General features: G+C 43.2%; 11 protein-coding genes. 2 read left to right on the forward strand and 9 right to left on the reverse strand.

Going from position 1 to position 17,164, the window contains the following annotated elements:
* Positions 1-3: 3 nt before the first annotated feature.
* From T356_RS0116835 to T356_RS0116860, 6 genes are all read right to left on the reverse strand, one after another.
* Positions 4-576 (reverse strand): DUF1961 family protein, encoded by a 573-nt coding sequence (locus T356_RS0116835; protein WP_026515512.1) that lies wholly within the window; start codon positions 574-576, stop codon positions 4-6.
* A 211-nt stretch (positions 577-787) separates the two neighbouring features.
* Entirely contained in the window at positions 788-4,054 is a 3,267-nt protein-coding gene (gene carB / locus T356_RS0116840; protein ID WP_026515513.1) for a carbamoyl-phosphate synthase large subunit, read from the reverse strand.
* Positions 4,054-5,274: a carbamoyl phosphate synthase small subunit gene (locus T356_RS0116845; RefSeq protein ID WP_026515514.1), complete on the reverse strand. Its 1,221-nt coding sequence runs from the start codon at positions 5,272-5,274 to the stop codon at positions 4,054-4,056. The genes carB and T356_RS0116845 overlap by 1 nt, the downstream gene beginning before the upstream one ends.
* Before the next feature lie 82 nt (positions 5,275-5,356).
* Positions 5,357-9,163, reverse strand: a complete 3,807-nt coding sequence (locus T356_RS0116850) for a phosphoribosylformylglycinamidine synthase (protein WP_026515515.1) — start codon at positions 9,161-9,163, stop codon at positions 5,357-5,359.
* Between the two features lie 74 nt (positions 9,164-9,237).
* Positions 9,238-9,843, reverse strand: coding sequence for a TetR/AcrR family transcriptional regulator (locus T356_RS0116855; RefSeq protein WP_026515516.1), 606 nt, complete (start codon positions 9,841-9,843; stop codon positions 9,238-9,240).
* Between the two features lie 16 nt (positions 9,844-9,859).
* Positions 9,860-10,351, reverse strand: coding sequence for a hypothetical protein (locus tag T356_RS0116860; RefSeq protein WP_051563522.1), 492 nt, complete (start codon positions 10,349-10,351; stop codon positions 9,860-9,862).
* Positions 10,352-10,509: 158 nt separating this feature from the next.
* On the opposite strand from T356_RS0116860, the gene T356_RS0116865 reads away from it, so the two are divergent.
* Positions 10,510-11,406 carry a LysR family transcriptional regulator gene (locus T356_RS0116865; RefSeq protein ID WP_026515518.1) on the forward strand — a complete coding sequence of 299 codons (897 nt, stop codon included), beginning with the start codon at positions 10,510-10,512 and terminating at the stop codon, positions 11,404-11,406.
* Positions 11,407-11,468: 62 nt separating this feature from the next.
* Here T356_RS0116865 and T356_RS0116870 read toward each other — a convergent pair whose 3' ends face one another.
* From T356_RS0116870 to T356_RS0116880, 3 genes are all read right to left on the reverse strand, one after another.
* Positions 11,469-12,356, reverse strand: a complete 888-nt coding sequence (locus tag T356_RS0116870) for an HAD family hydrolase (RefSeq protein ID WP_051563523.1) — start codon at positions 12,354-12,356, stop codon at positions 11,469-11,471.
* Between the two features lie 22 nt (positions 12,357-12,378).
* Positions 12,379-13,293, reverse strand: coding sequence for an ArsR/SmtB family transcription factor (locus T356_RS0116875; protein ID WP_026515520.1), 915 nt, complete (start codon positions 13,291-13,293; stop codon positions 12,379-12,381).
* A 525-nt stretch (positions 13,294-13,818) separates the two neighbouring features.
* Positions 13,819-15,534: a methyl-accepting chemotaxis protein gene (locus T356_RS0116880; RefSeq protein ID WP_026515521.1), complete on the reverse strand. Its 1,716-nt coding sequence runs from the start codon at positions 15,532-15,534 to the stop codon at positions 13,819-13,821.
* A gap of 272 nt (positions 15,535-15,806) precedes the next feature.
* Between T356_RS0116880 and T356_RS0116885 the strand changes: the two genes are divergently transcribed.
* Entirely contained in the window at positions 15,807-17,105 is a 1,299-nt protein-coding gene (locus T356_RS0116885) for an adenylosuccinate synthase (RefSeq protein ID WP_026515522.1), read from the forward strand.
* The last annotated feature ends 59 nt before the right edge of the window (positions 17,106-17,164 follow it).

The raw sequence follows: 17,164 nt of genomic DNA on the forward strand, positions 1-17,164 counted from the left end.
ATATTATATCCATGTAACACTTAAATTCCTATATTCAGCTGTAAGATTGCTGCTCTGCTTAAATCCGATGCTTCCGCCTGTCAGAATATCTCCGCTGCTGATACCGTCATCCCTGAACTCAAGTATAACAGTCTCATTCTCTGAAAAAGTCACCCTGTTCCCCTGCTTGACAACGCACATTCTGTACCACGGAAGTTCCTCAGATGCCGAAGGTATCGGGTCCGGTCCTTCCGCCACCAGAAACTCTCCCTTATCTTTTATAAGCTTGCACATATGGAAAGCTCTTTCCTTATCGTCTTTCCTTCTAAAATAAGACACATAAAATGCGTTTTCATCCTTGATTGCAAAGATAAACGTAGCCTCTCCGGGTTCTTTTATCGGTCTGAATTCCCATTCTATCTTAATATCGGCGGGAAAAGTAACAGGACACCACAAAACAACCGGCATGTCATTTGCTCTTTTGCCCGAAAGACGCATAGCATCCCCCGAGAAAGAAATCTCGGCTATGTGCTCGCATACAAAATCTTTAATATTTTCTTTTGATCCAAGTGGATTTTCGTAGATTAATTTAGACATATTTTTTCCCCATAACTCATTTCATAATTATAGCATATTTTATGGCTCTGAGGTGAATTATGTTAAAAATGAATTAAAAATAATTCAATAAGCTACGCACCCTTTTAAACTAAAAACCCCGGCCTTAATAACTTAAGACCGGGATTAGTTTTACCTAATAAACACCGAATTAGCCGGCATTTACTTAATATTTAATTGTAGAAACCATCTATCAAAGCTTAGCGATATCAACAAGCTCAAGTCCTTCTTCCGTGCTCTCGTTCTCAAGACTTGTAACAAGTGCTCTTGCAGTATCAAGCGCTGTGATAACATTTACACCTGTCTCGATCGCAGTTCTTCTGATAAGGAATCCGTCACGTGTCTTATCTCTACCCTGTGTAGGTGTGTCGATAACAAGGTCGATCTTGTGTCCGAGGATAAGATCGATAACCGTAGGCGATTCCTGATTGATACGGTTGATTCTTCTTGCCTTTACGCCGTTTTCTGTAAGTGTATCGGCTGTTGATCTTGTAGCATAAATGATATAGCCAAGTTTCTCATAACGTCTTGCGATATCAATGATCTCGCCCTTATCGGAATCCTTAACGGTGATAACCATCTGTTTATACTTAGGAAGGTTAACTCCTGCGCCAAGGAATGCCTTATAAAGAGCTTCATTAAAGTTCTTACTGATACCAAGACACTCACCTGTAGACTTCATCTCAGGTCCGAGACTGATCTCAGCTCCTCTGATCTTCTCAAATGAGAATACAGGCATCTTTATGGCAACATAGCCAGCTTCAGGCTGAAGTCCCGGTGTATATCCGAGGTCTTTGAGCTTCTTACCGAGCATTACTTCTGCGGCAAGATCAACGATCGGAATACCTGTTACCTTACTGATATAAGGAACTGTACGTGATGATCTTGGATTAGCCTCGATGATATAAACATCATCTCCTACAGCGATGAACTGTACATTTATAAGTCCTATTACATGAAGAGCCTTTGCAAGTCTTCTTGTATATTCAGCAATTGTCTGCTTAACCTTATCGGAAAGAGACTGTGCGGGATATACAGAGATTGAATCTCCTGAGTGGATACCCGATCTCTCGATATGTTCCATGATACCGGGGATAACAATATCCTCACCGTCGCAAACCGCATCAACTTCAGTCTCAACACCCTGAAGGTACTTATCTACAAGGATAGGATGATCCTGAGCATATCTGTTGATGATGTTCATGAACTCTTCTATCTCTTCATCGCAAAGAGCTATCTGCATGCCCTGTCCGCCAAGTACATAAGAAGGTCTTACGAGTACAGGATATCCGAGGCGGTTGGCAACTTCTTTTGCTTCCTCTGCAGTATAAACAGTAGCACCCTGTGCGCGCTTGATCTGAGTCTCTTCAAGAATCTGATCGAAGATCTCTCTGTCTTCTGCCGCATCTACATCCTTAGCATCTGTTCCGTAGATCTTTACGCCCATCTTCATGAGATCCTGAGTGAGCTTGATAGCTGTCTGTCCACCGAACTGAACAACCGCTCCGTCGGGCTTCTCAAGTCTTACGATATTCTCAACATCCTCGGGTGTAAGAGGCTCGAAATAAAGCTTATCGGCGATATCGAAGTCGGTACTTACAGTCTCAGGGTTGTTATTTATGATAATTGTCTCAAATCCGGCTCTCTTAAATGCCCATGTTGCGTGAACAGAGCAATAGTCGAACTCGATACCCTGTCCGATTCTGATAGGGCCTGAACCGAGTACAAGGATCTTTTTCTTGTCAGTGCCGCTCTTAAGTGCTGCCTCATCCTCTGAATCGGGTCCGTTGTAAACTGAGTAGTAGTAAGGTGTCTCAGCTGCAAACTCAGCTGCACATGTATCAACGATCTTAAATGTAGCCTTGATGTTGTAGTCATATCTGAGCTCTTTTAACACATCCTCAGAGAAGCGTGTAAATCTGCTGATAACAGCATCGGGATACTCAAGACGCTTAGCCTCGAGAAGTGTCTCAAAGCTGATGATCTTCTTTGCTTCCGCAAGATCTGCATCCTTACCCATTGTATTCTTCTCACCGATTCTGAGGAGCTTAAGTTCCATCTTAACAAGTGAATGAAGCTTATCAATGAACCAGATGTCGATGAGTGTGATGTCATGAATCTCTTCGTGTGAGATTCCTCTTCTGAGTGCCTCAGCGATAACCCAGATTCTCTGATCGTCTACGATCTTAAGGCGCTCTCTGAGCTCTTCATCATCAAGTTCTGAGAAGTCATAGCTTGTAAGACAGTCAACGTGCTGCTCAAGTGAGCGGATAGCCTTCATCATGGCACCTTCAAAGTTGGTGCAGATACTCATTACCTCACCTGTAGCTTTCATCTGTGTTGTAAGAGTTCTCTTTGCAGTGATGAATTTATCGAAAGGAAGTCTCGGGAACTTAACTACGCAATAGTCAAGTGTAGGCTCGAAACTTGCATATGTCTTACCTGTAATTGCATTCTTGATCTCATCAAGTGTATAACCGAGCGCGATCTTAGCTGCAACCTTTGCGATAGGATAACCTGTTGCCTTGGAAGCAAGTGCAGATGAACGGCTAACTCGGGGATTAACCTCGATTACGCAATACTCGAAGCTTGTGGGGTGAAGAGCGAACTGAACGTTACATCCACCTGTAATCTGGAGCTCATCGATAATATTGAGAGCTGCGCTTCTGAGCATCTGATATTCCTTGTCAGAAAGTGTCTGAGAAGGAGCAACAACGATGGAGTCACCTGTATGTACACCGACGGGATCGATATTCTCCATGTTACATACTGTGATGCAGTTTCCTGCTGAGTCACGCATTACCTCGTACTCAATCTCTTTCCATCCTGCAATACATCTCTCTACGAGAACTTCGTTTGCACGTGAAAGTCTGAGTCCGTTCTCAAGTATCTCCTCGCACTCAAGCTGGTTGTGGGCGATACCGCCGCCCGATCCACCGAGTGTGAACGCGGGACGAAGAACTACGGGATATCCGATCTTGTTGGCAAACTCAACACCATCCTGTACGTTATGAACAACGAGTGAAGCTGCACAAGGCTCACCGATTCTCTCCATGGTGTCCTTGAATTCCTGTCTGTCCTCAGCCTTTCTGATTGTCTCAGCTGTTGTTCCAAGGAGCTTTACATTATGTGACTTAAGGAAACCTGACTCATCAAGCTCCATACCAAGGTTAAGTCCTGCCTGTCCTCCAAGTGTGGGAAGGATTGAGTCGGGCTTTTCTTTTTCGATGATCTGCTCAAGGACTTTGACTGTAAGAGGCTCGATATAAACCTCATCGGCGATGTCCTTATCTGTCATGATTGTAGCGGGGTTAGAGTTTACGAGGATAACCTCTACTCCTTCCTCTTTAAGTGAACGGCATGCCTGAGTTCCGGCATAGTCGAACTCAGCAGCCTGTCCGATTACGATAGGTCCTGAACCGATTACCAGTACCTTTTTTACATCCTTATTCTTTGGCATCAGTTCTTACCTCCTACTTTTCCTTTTTTCATCATATCTATAAATCTGTCAAACAAATAGCTTGAATCCTGCGGTCCGGGGCATGCTTCGGGATGGAACTGCACTGTGAAGATGTTCTTGCCGACATAAGCAAGTCCCTCGTTTGTTCCGTCGTTAACGTTGATAAAAGCTGGCTCAGCCACGTTCTTATCAAGTTTGTCCATATCTACTACATAGCCATGGTTCTGTGATGAGATGTAAACTCTGCCGTTTGAAAGGTCTTTTACCGGGTGGTTACCACCTCTGTGGCCGTACTTCATCTTGAATGTATCCGCACCTGTTGCAAGAGCCATGAGCTGGTGTCCAAGGCAGATTGCAAAAATAGGTGTCTCTGAATCGTAGAGTTTTTTCACCTCTTTAATTACATCTACACACTCCTTCGGGTCTCCGGGGCCGTTTGAGAGCATGATTCCGTCGGGAGCGTCCTTAAGGATCTCCTCGGCCGTTGTATTTGAAGGATAGATTGTAACATCACATCCTCTTGCTGCAAGTGAATCAGCGATATTCTTCTTGGCACCTACGTCGAGAAGCGCTACCTTAAGGCCTTTGCCGTTAAGTTCTTTAACGATTGCAGGTCTCTTTTCTCTTTTTGAATGATCTCCTGCAAGATCTGCCTTGTAATTCTCTGCGTTAAATACCGCACTTCCTGAAAGAGGTCCGTTCTCTTCAAGGCTTGAAACGCCCTTTAAGAACTTCTTTTCCTTGCAGGAAACCTTGCTTACAACATCTCCTGTTGTATAAGCATGGAGTTTTTCCTTGATATCATCGTACTTTAAATTCTTGTTAGTTGTGATGATACCGTTCATTGTTCCCTTTTCTCTGAGGATTCTCACAAGTTTTCTTGTATCGATTCCTTCGATTCCGGGAATCTCATATTTATCCATAAAATCCTGAATGGACATGTCGCAGCGGAAGTTTGAAGGTATGTGAGAAAGCTCTCTTACGATGATCGCATCAACCCAGGGTCTCTCTGATTCCATATCATCGAGACATACTCCGTAGTTTCCGATAAGCGGATATGTCATACATACCGCCTGTCCTGCATATGAAGGATCTGTGAATACCTCTGTATATCCTGCCATAGATGTGTTAAAAACAATCTCGCTTATCACATCTTTATCTGCACCTATGTGCTTGCCTTCAAAGACTGTTCCGTCTTCTAATATCAAAAAAGCTTCCATTACTACCTCCGATTTTCTATGCTAAAGTTCTGTCTTGCTAAAGTACTTCGGTCTCAGTATAACCAAGACCGAAATTTTTCAATTACTTGAAGTACTTAACGCCTGACTCAAATATCTTAATATCCTGATCTCCGAAGATGTTCACAGCTACGCCGTCGCCTCTTCTCTCTGAGTGAGCCATCTTACCAAGGCACCTTCCATCGGGTGAAAGAATACCTTCTACAGCTCTGTAAGATCCGTTGATATTCCACTCATCATCCATTGTTACATTGCCTTCAAGGTCGCAGTACTGTGTTGCAATCTGGCCATTCTTGAAAAGCTCATCAAGAACCGCATCGGGAGCAACAAATCTTCCTTCTCCGTGTGAAGCAGGGTTTGTATATACTCCGCCGAGCTTTGCTTCCTGAAGCCAAGGTGAGTTGTTTGAAACCACCTTGATATATGCCATCTTGGAAATATGTCTTCCGATGGTATTGAATGTAAGTGTAGGTGAATCCTGAGTCTGGCCTGTAATCTTTCCGTTAGGAACAAGTCCGAGCTTTATCATAGCCTGGAAACCGTTACAGATACCAAGCGCAAGGCCGTCTCTATTCTGTAAGAGGTCTTCAACCGCCTCTTTTATCTCCTGATTCTGGAATGCTGTCGCAAAGAACTTAGCACTTCCGTCAGGTTCGTCCCCGGCTGAGAATCCGCCGGGGAACATGATGATCTGTGCATCCTTTATAGCTTTCTTAAACTCTGCTACAGACTCCACGATATCCTCTGCATTTCTGTTCTTGAATATCTTGATGTTTGTATTTGCGCCCGCTCTCTCAAATGCCTGTGCACTGTCGTACTCACAGTTACTTCCCGGGAATACAGGGATAAATACTGTAGGCTTAGCAACCTTGTTCTTGCAAACATATACGCTGTCAGCCTTAAAGAGAGGTGACTCTACAGCAGTCTTTTCCTCGTTTACGGTTGAAGGGAATACCTTCTCAAGGCTTCCTTTCCATGCTGCAAGAGCTTCATCCATTGTGATAACCGCTCCCTGAACCTCGAATGCAGCATTGTCAGTAACTTCACCGACAAGGCGTGCGCCTGCTACCTTGAGTGCATCCTCAAGCTTATCTGCACTGACTTCCGCAACGATGTCAGCCATATCGTTTATAAAGAGCTCCTCAGCCTTGATGCTATCGTCAATCTTAACTCCGAGGCCGTTACCAAATGCCATCTTACTTACTGCAGCGGCAATTCCGTAGCTGTCCTCAGCATATGCAGAAACGATGCTTCCGTTTCTCATAAGCTCTGTTATTGCACTGTATATCTCCATGACCTTGTCATAATCGGGAAGGTCATATGAATCTCTTGGAAGCTTGAACTGTACAAGCTTATTTCCTGCCTTCTTAAGCTCAGGTGTGATAACATCCGAAAGCTTGGCAACGTCTACCGCAAAAGATACGAGTGTAGGCGGAACGTTGATCTCGTTAAAGGAACCAGACATTGAATCCTTACCACCTATTGAAGCGATTCCGAAACGAAGCTGTGCTTCGAATGCTCCAAGAAGTGCTGTGAAAGGCTCGCTCCAACGCTGTGCATCCTCGGTCATTCTCTTGAAGTACTCCTGGAATGTGAAGTGGAGCTTCTTGTAATCACCACCTGATGCAACAATTCTTGATACAGACTCTGTTACTGCATAAGCAGCTCCGTGATAAGGGCTCCAGCTTGAAAGATAAGGATCGAAGCCGTAGCTCATCATTGTTACCGTATCAGTCTTTCCTGAAAGAACAGGAAGCTTTGCAATCATTGTCTGTGTCTCTGTAAGCTGGTACTTTCCACCGTAAGGCATAAGAACAGATCCTGCGCCGATTGATGAGTCGAACATCTCGACAAGACCTTTCTGTGAGCATACGTTGAGGTCCTGAAGCTGTGCGATCCATGCTGCCTTTGCGTCATTACCTGAAAGTGCAGACTTAACTTTATCTGAAGCCACTTTATTGAAGTAGTTATCATTTTCCTTGGGAAGGTCAACTTTAACCTTTGTCTCCTGATGAGCTCCGTTTGTATCAAGGAATGCTCTCTTAAGGTTAACGATCTTCTTACCTCTCCAGTTGAGCACGAGTCTGGGATCTTCTGTTACAACGGCAACCTTAACTGCCTCGAGGTTCTCCTCTGCTGCATATGCAAGGAACTTCTCTGCATCAGCGGGAGCAACAACAACTGCCATTCTCTCCTGCGACTCTGAGATTGCAAGTTCTGTTCCGTCAAGACCTGCATACTTCTTGGGTACAAGGTCAAGGTTGATATCAAGACCGGGCGCAAGCTCACCGATTGCTACGGATACACCGCCGGCACCAAAGTCGTTACATTTCTTGATAAGTTCACTTACTTCAGGTCTTCTGAAGAGTCTCTGGAGCTTTCTCTCTGTAGGTGCATTACCCTTCTGAACTTCTGCTCCGCAACTTGTAAGTGACTTGGAATCATGAGCCTTTGAAGAACCTGTAGCTCCGCCGCAGCCGTCTCTACCTGTACGTCCGCCAAGGAGAATGATGATATCTCCGGGATCTGCTGACTCTCTGATAACATGTTCCTGAGGAGCGGCACCCATAACAGCACCGATTTCCATACGCTTTGCAACATAGCCGGGATGGTAAACTTCTTTTACATATCCTGTTGCAAGTCCAATCTGGTTACCATATGAAGAATAACCTGATGCAGCACCGCGAACGAGCTTCTTCTGTGAAAGTTTGCCCTTCATTGTCTCGGCAACGGGAACTGTAGGATCTGCAGCACCTGTTACACGCATAGCCTGATATACATATCCTCTTCCTGAAAGCGGATCTCTGATAGCACCGCCAAGACATGTTGCAGCGCCACCGAAAGGCTCAATCTCGGTAGGATGGTTGTGTGTCTCATTCTTGAAGAATACAAGCCAATTCTCTCTCTTTGTTCCCTCGCCGTAATCTACGTCGATAGGCACAACAACTGTGCAGGCGTTGTTCTCTTCAGACTCTTCCATGTCTGTGAGCTTTCCGTCTTTCTTGAGCTTCTTCATACCCATGAGGGCGATATCCATAAGAGAAATGAACTTCTCTTTTTTCTTCTCATCTGTCTTGTAAAGGTCTTCTCTTGCTGAAAGATACTCGTTGTAAGCATTAACGATAGGCTCTTTGTAGAAGCCGTCCTCGAACTCAACTTCTGTGAGTTCTGTTCCGAATGTTGTGTGACGGCAGTGATCTGACCAGTATGTATCAAGAACTCTGATCTCAGTCATTGAAGGATCGCGGTTCTCATCATCGTGGAAATAAGTCTGGATCCACTTAAAGTCATTAAATGTCATAGCAAGTCCGAGTGACTCGTAGAGGTTCCTAAGCTCAGCCTCTTCCATATCCTTGAATCCGTCAAAGATCTTTACGTCTTCAGGCTCGTCGAATACAGAAACAAGTGTCTCGGGCTTCTGTGCATCTGCAATTCTTGAATCTACAGGGTTCATTGTATAATCACAGATCTTTTTAACCTCTTCGTCGGAGACGTTACCGATAAGCATATATGTAACAGCTGTCTTGATGACAGGCTCTTCGTCTCCCTTTATAAAGCGAACGCACTGCTCAGCAGAATCGGCTCTCTGGTCAAACTGACCGGGAAGCGCTTCTATGCTGAATGTCTTTGCATTAGCAGGAACTTCGATCTCTTCTCTGTAAAGAATATCTACAGGAGGCTCGGAAAATACTGTTGTGCAGGCTTTTTCGAATACTTCATCAGAAACATTTTCAACATCATATCTGATAAAGATCCTGACATCCTCAACACTCTTAATTCCAAGGTAGCCCTTGATCTCAGCCTTAAGCTCCTTAGCCTTGCCTGCGTAAGGTGCTTTTTTTTCAACATAGATTCGTTTTACAGTGCTCATAATATCTCCTTGTTAATCATATAAATTTATAGCTAACTCATAATAATAGAGTGCCTTAAAAAAAGCACTCTCTATTAATCATCATTAATATTTAATTCTTCGGGCACTAATCCCTCTAAAACATACATAAGTTCTTTGTCAATGGCTTCTTCGGAAATGCCGACAGTCTTGGAAGTGATTTTGAGCCCTTCCACAACGTACATAAGATTACGAGCACACCCCAAAGGGTTCTCGCAATAGAATTCACCATTTTCAACACCGTTTTCAATAAGCTTTTCGATAATTCTAACAGCAGTATCGAACTGATTCTTCAGTGGATTGTCTTTTGGCGATACTTTGTTAACGGAAAAGTATTCATATGTAGCGACAATGAGATTATTCTTCTTCCTAAGGATCTCTTTTTTCTGTTCTTTCAAAAAAAGAGCCAACATGTCACCGGCTGTTGCAGTTCCTGTAAGAGCTGCAGTAATGGTCTCTTCATCGTCCTCATCGGTCTCTGAAGAAAGAACCTCAAGGAAAATTTCGTCCGTACTTGAGAAATAGAGATAAAGACCCCCACGACTGATCTCGCAGGCATCAACTATATCTTTCATTGTTACACTCTTAAAGCCTTTTTCAGAAAAAACTGTTCTTGCCTTATCAAGAATGTGCTTTCTCTTGATATCGGATTTCTCTCCCATACTTCCCTGTCCTTACTTACAGATTTTGTTCGTTTTCCAGTGTTTTGTCCCAGAACTTTACAAGCTCATCCATTTTAGTCACTACGGTGTAAAGGACTCCGTTCTTAACGCCCTCTGCCCATACGCTACCCTTTGTCATTCCGGAAAGGATATACTTGGACAAAATTCCCGCAAGGTCATCCATATCGGTAATTCCCGCGCGGTCGATAAAAAGAAGTTCATCCCTGTAGTCACGCAGACGATTTCTGCTGTAGACATAGACGTAGTTACGGTCGAGCAGATTAGTACTCTGCGCCGCCTTCACGAAAGCCAACAGATTGGAATCATAAACAGGAATAGACATGGTATTATTGAGCTCACTGTTAGAATATGTCTGTGCAACATCAATTCTGGCACTATTCCTAAGCCATTTTAAAAAAGGGGTCAGTTTCTGTATCTCAGGACGATATCTCTCAACGACATCTTCCACACTGCCCTCGTTGACATTGTTGTCATTTTCTAAATTCATGAAAACTCGCTCCTGTTCTGGCTTCCAGCCATTTACCAATCAGTTTTTTGCATTCAAAAAAACTCCCTGTCAGAGTTCTTGAAACATTATAACAAGCCCGTTTGCTAATAGCAACTACAATTTGTTAAAATAAAAAAAGATTCAAAAAGGAGTCAAAAATGACCAACAACCTTGAATATTACAAAGTATTTTATTATGTAGGCAAGCTCTCAAGCATAACTCTCGCTTCCAAAGAGCTTTCCATCTCCCAGCCCGCCGTAAGCCAGTCCATACACCAGCTTGAAAAAGCTCTCGGATGCTCTCTTTTCCGCAGAACAGCAAAAGGTGTACGACTTACAACAGAAGGGAGCCTTCTTTACAGATATATAGAAAGAGGTTACGAGCAGATAGAAATAGGCGAGCAGCGCCTAAAGCAGCTCCTTCACCTCGACGCCGGCGAAGTCAGGATCGGTGCCAGCGACATGACGCTTAGATTCTTCCTGCTTCCCTATCTCGAGAAATTCCACGAACTATATCCGAACATCAAGGTCACAGTCACAAACGGCCCCACTCCCGAGACACTTGACTACCTTGCCGATGACAAGATTGATTTCGGTGTTGTCTCGACTCCTTTTATAAGGAAAGAAGACATTTCTACTTTGCCGGTGACTGAAGTCGAAGACATATTTGTAGCAGGCCGCAAATTTATCCAATACAAGAATAAAATGCTTGATTTCTCAGACCTTGAAAAAGTTCCTCTCATAATGCTCGAAGGAAAAACAAGTACCAAAAGCTATATCAGCTCGTTTCTTGCTGAAAACGGCGCCGAAATACGCCCCGAGTTCGAACTTGCAACAAGCGATATGATCGTTCAGTTTGCACTAAGAAACTTAGGTGTAGGCTGCGTCGTAAAAAGCTTTGCGGAAGAATATCTTGAAAGCGGCATTTTATTTGAGCTTCGTTTTAATAAGATGATCCCAAAAAGAGAGATCTGCGTCATCACTGATGACACAAGACCTCTCTCAATTGCTGCAAGTAAATTATATGAACTTATAAAAGAAGATATTTCAAAATAAGAACTTCCCACGCCGGAGCGGGCGCGCAGACGCAGTCTGCGCCCCTTGGTGTGGGAAGTTTTTTAATATATAACTCCGAGCGCTTCAAGTTCTTTTTTGGTACTCGCATAGTCCTTATACACGATTCCATTCCAGCCAAGTTCTTTGGCCGCATCGATATTTACCTTGGTATCATCGATGAATACAGTCTTTTCCGGAACAAGGTTATAACGCTCCGCAAGCAGATTATAGATAGCGTGGTCGGGTTTTACGACCTTATCTCTGTAACTTAATATTCCGCCGTCTGTTTCGTCGATAAAAGCCATTGCATCGGGACATGCTTCAAGAACCTGCCATGAAAAGTTTGACAGATACAAGACCTTATATCCTGCTGCCTGAAGAGCTTTTATCCAGGGAACCGCATTTTCCCTCTTGGTAACTATATCCGTAAGATCCGCGAAGGTCTTCTCAATAACATCCGCAATCTCGGGATCGTTCTTTTTAAAACCGTCAATTATCTCTTCCGTAGAAAGAACTCCGCGGTCGTATTCCGTCCACTCTTTGCTGTGTACAGAGGCATCAGCGATTCTTTTTGTCAGCTCTTTATCGGAAACTTTCTTTTCGATAAAATCCATATAAACAAAGTCTGTGAGCACATTTCCGATATCGAAAACAACCGTATCTATCTTGCCCCCAGGAACTACATTTCCCTTTAAGTCATGCTCTTTGTCAGATGTAAGAGGATCAAGTGAAGCAATAGTGTGTCTTCCCGTTATATTGCCGAAAGCCCAGATGCAGATCCATGTAAAAATAGGAATCGCAACCGTCGCAGCAACAGCTCCCATAAAGTAGTCCATCTCCGTTCCAAGAAAAGCCATGACAATAAGTGTCGCATACGTAGATAAAAGAGCTACTATTCCGATTATTGCGATAACTCTTTTGCCCATTGGTGTCTTATTATTATCCGTCATTTCAAAACCATCCTTCTGTTTATTATGAATTACTGTATTTCATTTTGACATTTATATCTCGGTTGTAATTTCCAAAGCCCTTCCCGAATATAGTAAGACCTCCGACGTGTTCTGCATTCTCAGGAACTTCGAGCCGCAGTTTAAGCGGCGTCTTATGAGTCAGCTTGAGCTTGTCGACTGTGACATCGGAGAGCTTCTGTCCGTCTATAAAAACGCCCTCGTGATTTATGACAAGCATCTTAAGAAGGCCGTACTGATTCCAAAGCGGGAACCACCAGTCCGGGGTGAAAAGACCTTTCACATCACCAAAATCTCCCGGCGAAGTCCATGTTCCCAGAAATGTATTATTTAGGTAAAAATAGATATCGGAAGGATAATTGTTATTATACCCCGGAGCCTCAGAGCACATCTCCGCCGAGATACTGAGCTCATCTATCTTGTGATTAAACGGAACAAAATTGGGAATATCATATTCGACATATCCTCTCGTAAACCAGAGAATATCAGCATCAAATCTCTCCCCGTGAGCAAAATACCTTGGATCGTCAACTTCACCAATAACCTTCTCAGCTGAAGCAAGCCCGCAAGTCGGCTCTATATGGCAGTCCGAAAAATGCCCCACCTTTATATCCGTTTCATAGATCGTCTCATTCTTTTTAGGCGCCCTGATATCAATAAGAATATTATCCGGCTGAACAGAGCATATCTTCTGATTACCGTGCCCCGTCGTCTCCGAAGTAACCTGCACAATCCCACACTCTTCAAGCTTCTTGATATGGCTCGTAAGCGCTCCGTTCGTAATATTAAGACGCGCCGCCAGATCGTTCATATTGGAACTTCCTTCAGCAACAAGGATCTTCACTATCTCAACCCTTATATCCGATCCAAGCGCCTTAAAAAGCGCAAGTCCTTCATCCAATGACTGTATATGAATCATAGTTATATACCTTTCAGTTATATACTCTCAATAAGATATATTAAACATATTTGCAATACGAACATTATAAAGTAGCCAATTAACAAAATCAATTAAGACAAAAAATATACCTCCGCCTGAGAACAAGCCGAGCTTTTTCAAAGCTCGTATTTTGCCATTTGCTCCCCTTTCCCCAGCCATCCCGCCCACAAGGAAACCATTTGTAAACGTGCTGCTTTCGGACGAACAGCCCGGACACAAAAGTATATATTCGGGAATGCGCTGTCTTCGGACGAGGATGCTGATTTTCGAAGTTTATAAAAAAGCAAATGCCGATTGTTCTGAACAACGTGAAATGAGGCATTTGCTTTTTTATAAACTTCAGAAAATCACACCGCAGACGTACACAGCGCATTCCCGAATATATACCTTTGCGTCCGGGCGTCCCGAAAGCCACCACCCCATTGAAAAAAGTCCCCCACGCAGAGTCATGTCTACGCAAAGGACTTTCTGTAAACTACCCCAAAATACATTTAGGATATGCAATTAACTGCTTATTGTAAATTTTCCGATAAGGTCGTTGAGACTCTCTGACTGAATTGAGAGTTCTCTTGATACTTCGCTTGACTGCTCGGCTGTCTCGGAGTTCTTCTGAACAACGCCGGAGATCATCTCAATTCCCTTGTCAATCTCTTCCATACTCTGAGCCTGTGCCTGAGCAAGGTTTCCGGTATTCTTGATCATGTCCGTGATCTCTTCTACACTGTGCTGCATCGCATCAAGTGCATCCGTAGTCTCGGCAACAACCGCATTTCCGTTCTTGATTTCTTCCATCGTATCCGCAATGAGCTGATGTGTATTCTTGGCAGCTTCACTTGACTGATCTGCAAGCTTTCCGATCTGATCCGCAACAACCGCGAAACCTTTACCGGTCTCTCCCGCTCTTGCAGCCTCTATCGAAGCATTGAGGGCAAGGAGTGAAGTCTGGCTCGCAATCTCTTCGATTGTATTTGTAACCTGCTCAATCTCTGCAGATGCTTCTGTGATCCTTGTCATAGCGTCAGTAACAAGGTGCATCTTTCTGGCACTGACTTCTGCCTTATCTTTAACATCTCCTGCCATACCATGGCTCTTCTGTGCCACTTCGGCAAGCTGCTTGGTCTGCTCGGTAACCGAGTTAACAGATGCCGTAAGCTCCTGAACCGCTGCAGCCTGATCCGTAGATCCCTCTGCCAGATCGGTTGCTCCCTGTGACATATTCATCGCACCGCTCGAAACACGCGAAGAAGAATTCTTAACCTCAAGAAGTGTTGAACTTAGATTGTTGGAAATCTTCTTCAAAGCATTTTTTATCTCAACATAATCGCCTATATATAGCTTCTCATTCTTGGATCCGCTGGAGAAATCTCCGGTAGACATGCGATCAAGCGTATCTGTAATGTCTTTTACAATATCCGCGATAACATCGGTCGAATATGTAATATCCTCTGCAAGTTTACCAAGCTCATCCTTCGAATCGGTAGCAACCTTGATATCGATCTTACCTTTTGCCATATCGTCAGCAGCTTCTGAAAGAGCTCTGATAGGATCAAGGATACTTCCTGCAAGTGCAGCTTTCGCCTTATTTGAATAAAGAATTGCATATATAACGATAGCCGTTGAAAGAACTGTAAGTACGATAACTATCGTAAGCGCTCCTTTATATGCTTTCTGAGCTTGTTCCTTAGCTGATATTCCAATTGCTTTAAAATCTTTTACAACTATCTTAATAGCCTCATTTACATTGGCTACATAATATTCATACAACTCAGTGTGCGATGCACCCGACGAAAACATTCCGTTTAGAGTCTGTCCGTAGCTGTCAATATCAGCTATATGCGCATAAACCGTAGTAAGATCGTCTTTATATACTTTGCTGAGCGTATCGAGTCCGTCATTCAATTCCTGGATCTTTTCGGAAGCTCCGGTCATCTGCTCACTGCGATCGGCTTCATCCTCGGCATTAAGTGCCCAGAGATAATACTTTGCAAGAGCCTGGATTGTTATACGTATCTCGCCCTGCTGCGTATTCTGCTCATAATAAATGTTATATATACTGTGCAGATTGAATATTGAAAAAACATCTATCAATAAAACTACAACAAAAACAAGTACCAGATTGTTCTGAAGCTTGTAAAAAACCTTTTTGAGCTTATCCGCCACGGAAAGATTATTGAATTCCTCATTTCCAAGTTTTTTCTTATCGTCGATCGAATTTTCCATATTGACCTCCTGACAAAGTTAAATAAAAAGCTTATGCGACTCTTTCACACACGAATCAATTCAATTTAGAGCCACTTGCAGATTATATGTTTAATTGTATCGCTTTTTTGATGAAAATGTGTCAATAAACTGTATAATTTTATATAAAATTTCGAAAAATAAGTTGCACTTATATCTTTCATAAAAAATATTGATTTTACTTATATTTTATTTTCCGTTATTATACTAATGTACGTTTTTAAACATGTTTTCTATTTAAGGAGGAACAATAAATGGTCAAAGCAGTCGTAGGCGCTAACTGGGGCGACGAAGGAAAGGGAAAGATCACAGATACTCTTGCTGATAAAGCTGACGTTGTCATCCGTTTCCAGGGAGGTGCCAACGCAGGACATACCATAGTTAATGATTATGGTAAATTTGCGCTTCATACAATGCCTTCAGGCGTTTTCCATCAGAATATAATGAACATCATCGGAAATGGTGTTGCTTTTGATATTACAAAGTTCATGAACGAGCTTAACGAGATCACATCAAAGGGCGTTCCCGCTCCTCAGATCATGATTTCTGACAGGGTACAGGTTATGATGCCTTACCATGTACAATTCGATTCACTTGAAGAAGCAAGACTTGCAGGAAAGTCATTTGGTTCAACAAAGTCAGGAATCGCGCCTTTTTATTCAGATAAATATTCCAAGATTGGCTGGCAGATCAATGAATTCTTCCAGGATGATGAAGTTATCAAGGAAAAAATTGACAGAATTGCCCAGATAAAGGACGTTATCCTTGTTAATCTCTATCACGCAGAGCCAATCGACAAGGACGCACTCTTCAACCAGATAGTTGAATGGAGAGAGCAGGTTAAGCCTTACATCGGAAACGTATCTCTATACCTCGATAAAGCTATCAAGGAAGGCAAGACAATACTTTTAGAGGGACAGCTTGGAACCATGAAGGATCCCGATCACGGAATCTATCCCATGGTTACATCATCTTCTCCCCTTGCAGCATACGGTGCTATCGGAGCAGGTATCCCTCCTTATGAGATAAAAGAGATCGTAACTGTATCCAAAGCTTATTCTTCAGCTGTAGGAGCAGGTGCATTCGTATCCGAACTCTTTGGTGATGAAGCTGAGGAACTTAGAAACCGCGGCGGTGACGGCGGTGAATACGGTGCAACAACAGGACGTCCGAGACGTGTAGGCTGGTATGACTGTGTTGCAAGTAAATACGGTTGCAGACTTCAGGGAACAACAGATGTAGCTTTCACAGTACTTGACGTACTCGGCTACCTCGATGAGATTCCTGTATGCGTAGGCTATGATATCGACGGAGAAGTTACAACAGAATTCCCTGTTACTCACCTCCTCGACAAGGCTAAGCCCGTTTATAAGACACTTCCGGGATGGAAATGCGATATCAGAGGAATCAAGAACTACGAAGAGCTTCCTGAGAATTGCAGAAAGTACATCGAGTTCATCGAAGAGCAGATCGGTTATCCCATCACAATGGTAAGTAACGGTCCCGCAAGAACAGATATCATCTACAGAACAAGCTCTCTTAAAAAGAACTGATAAAGTATCATATCTGTAAATTACATTACATATTTAAAAAAAATAATCCATCGCAGTTA

It is taken from the genome of Butyrivibrio sp. LB2008 (assembly GCF_000621565.1).
GTDB lineage: Bacteria > Bacillota > Clostridia > Lachnospirales > Lachnospiraceae > Butyrivibrio.

Bases quoted from the DNA above. Each gene is read 5' to 3' on its own strand.
- T356_RS0116870 (WP_051563523.1), bottom strand. From the start codon at position 12,356: ATGACGGATAATAATAAGACACCAATGGGCAAAAGAGTTATCGCAATA.
- T356_RS0116835 (WP_026515512.1), bottom strand. From the start codon at position 576: ATGTCTAAATTAATCTACGAAAATCCACTTGGATCAAAAGAAAATATT.
- T356_RS0116855 (WP_026515516.1), bottom strand. From the start codon at position 9,843: ATGGGAGAGAAATCCGATATCAAGAGAAAGCACATTCTTGATAAGGCA.
- T356_RS0116875 (WP_026515520.1), bottom strand. From the start codon at position 13,293: ATGATTCATATACAGTCATTGGATGAAGGACTTGCGCTTTTTAAGGCG.
- T356_RS0116880 (WP_026515521.1), bottom strand. From the start codon at position 15,534: ATGGAAAATTCGATCGACGATAAGAAAAAACTTGGAAATGAGGAATTC.
- T356_RS0116865 (WP_026515518.1), top strand. From the start codon at position 10,510: ATGACCAACAACCTTGAATATTACAAAGTATTTTATTATGTAGGCAAG.
- carB (WP_026515513.1), bottom strand. From the start codon at position 4,054: ATGCCAAAGAATAAGGATGTAAAAAAGGTACTGGTAATCGGTTCAGGA.
- T356_RS0116885 (WP_026515522.1), top strand. From the start codon at position 15,807: ATGGTCAAAGCAGTCGTAGGCGCTAACTGGGGCGACGAAGGAAAGGGA.
- T356_RS0116860 (WP_051563522.1), bottom strand. From the start codon at position 10,351: ATGAATTTAGAAAATGACAACAATGTCAACGAGGGCAGTGTGGAAGAT.
- T356_RS0116845 (WP_026515514.1), bottom strand. From the start codon at position 5,274: ATGGAAGCTTTTTTGATATTAGAAGACGGAACAGTCTTTGAAGGCAAG.
- T356_RS0116850 (WP_026515515.1), bottom strand. From the start codon at position 9,163: ATGAGCACTGTAAAACGAATCTATGTTGAAAAAAAAGCACCTTACGCA.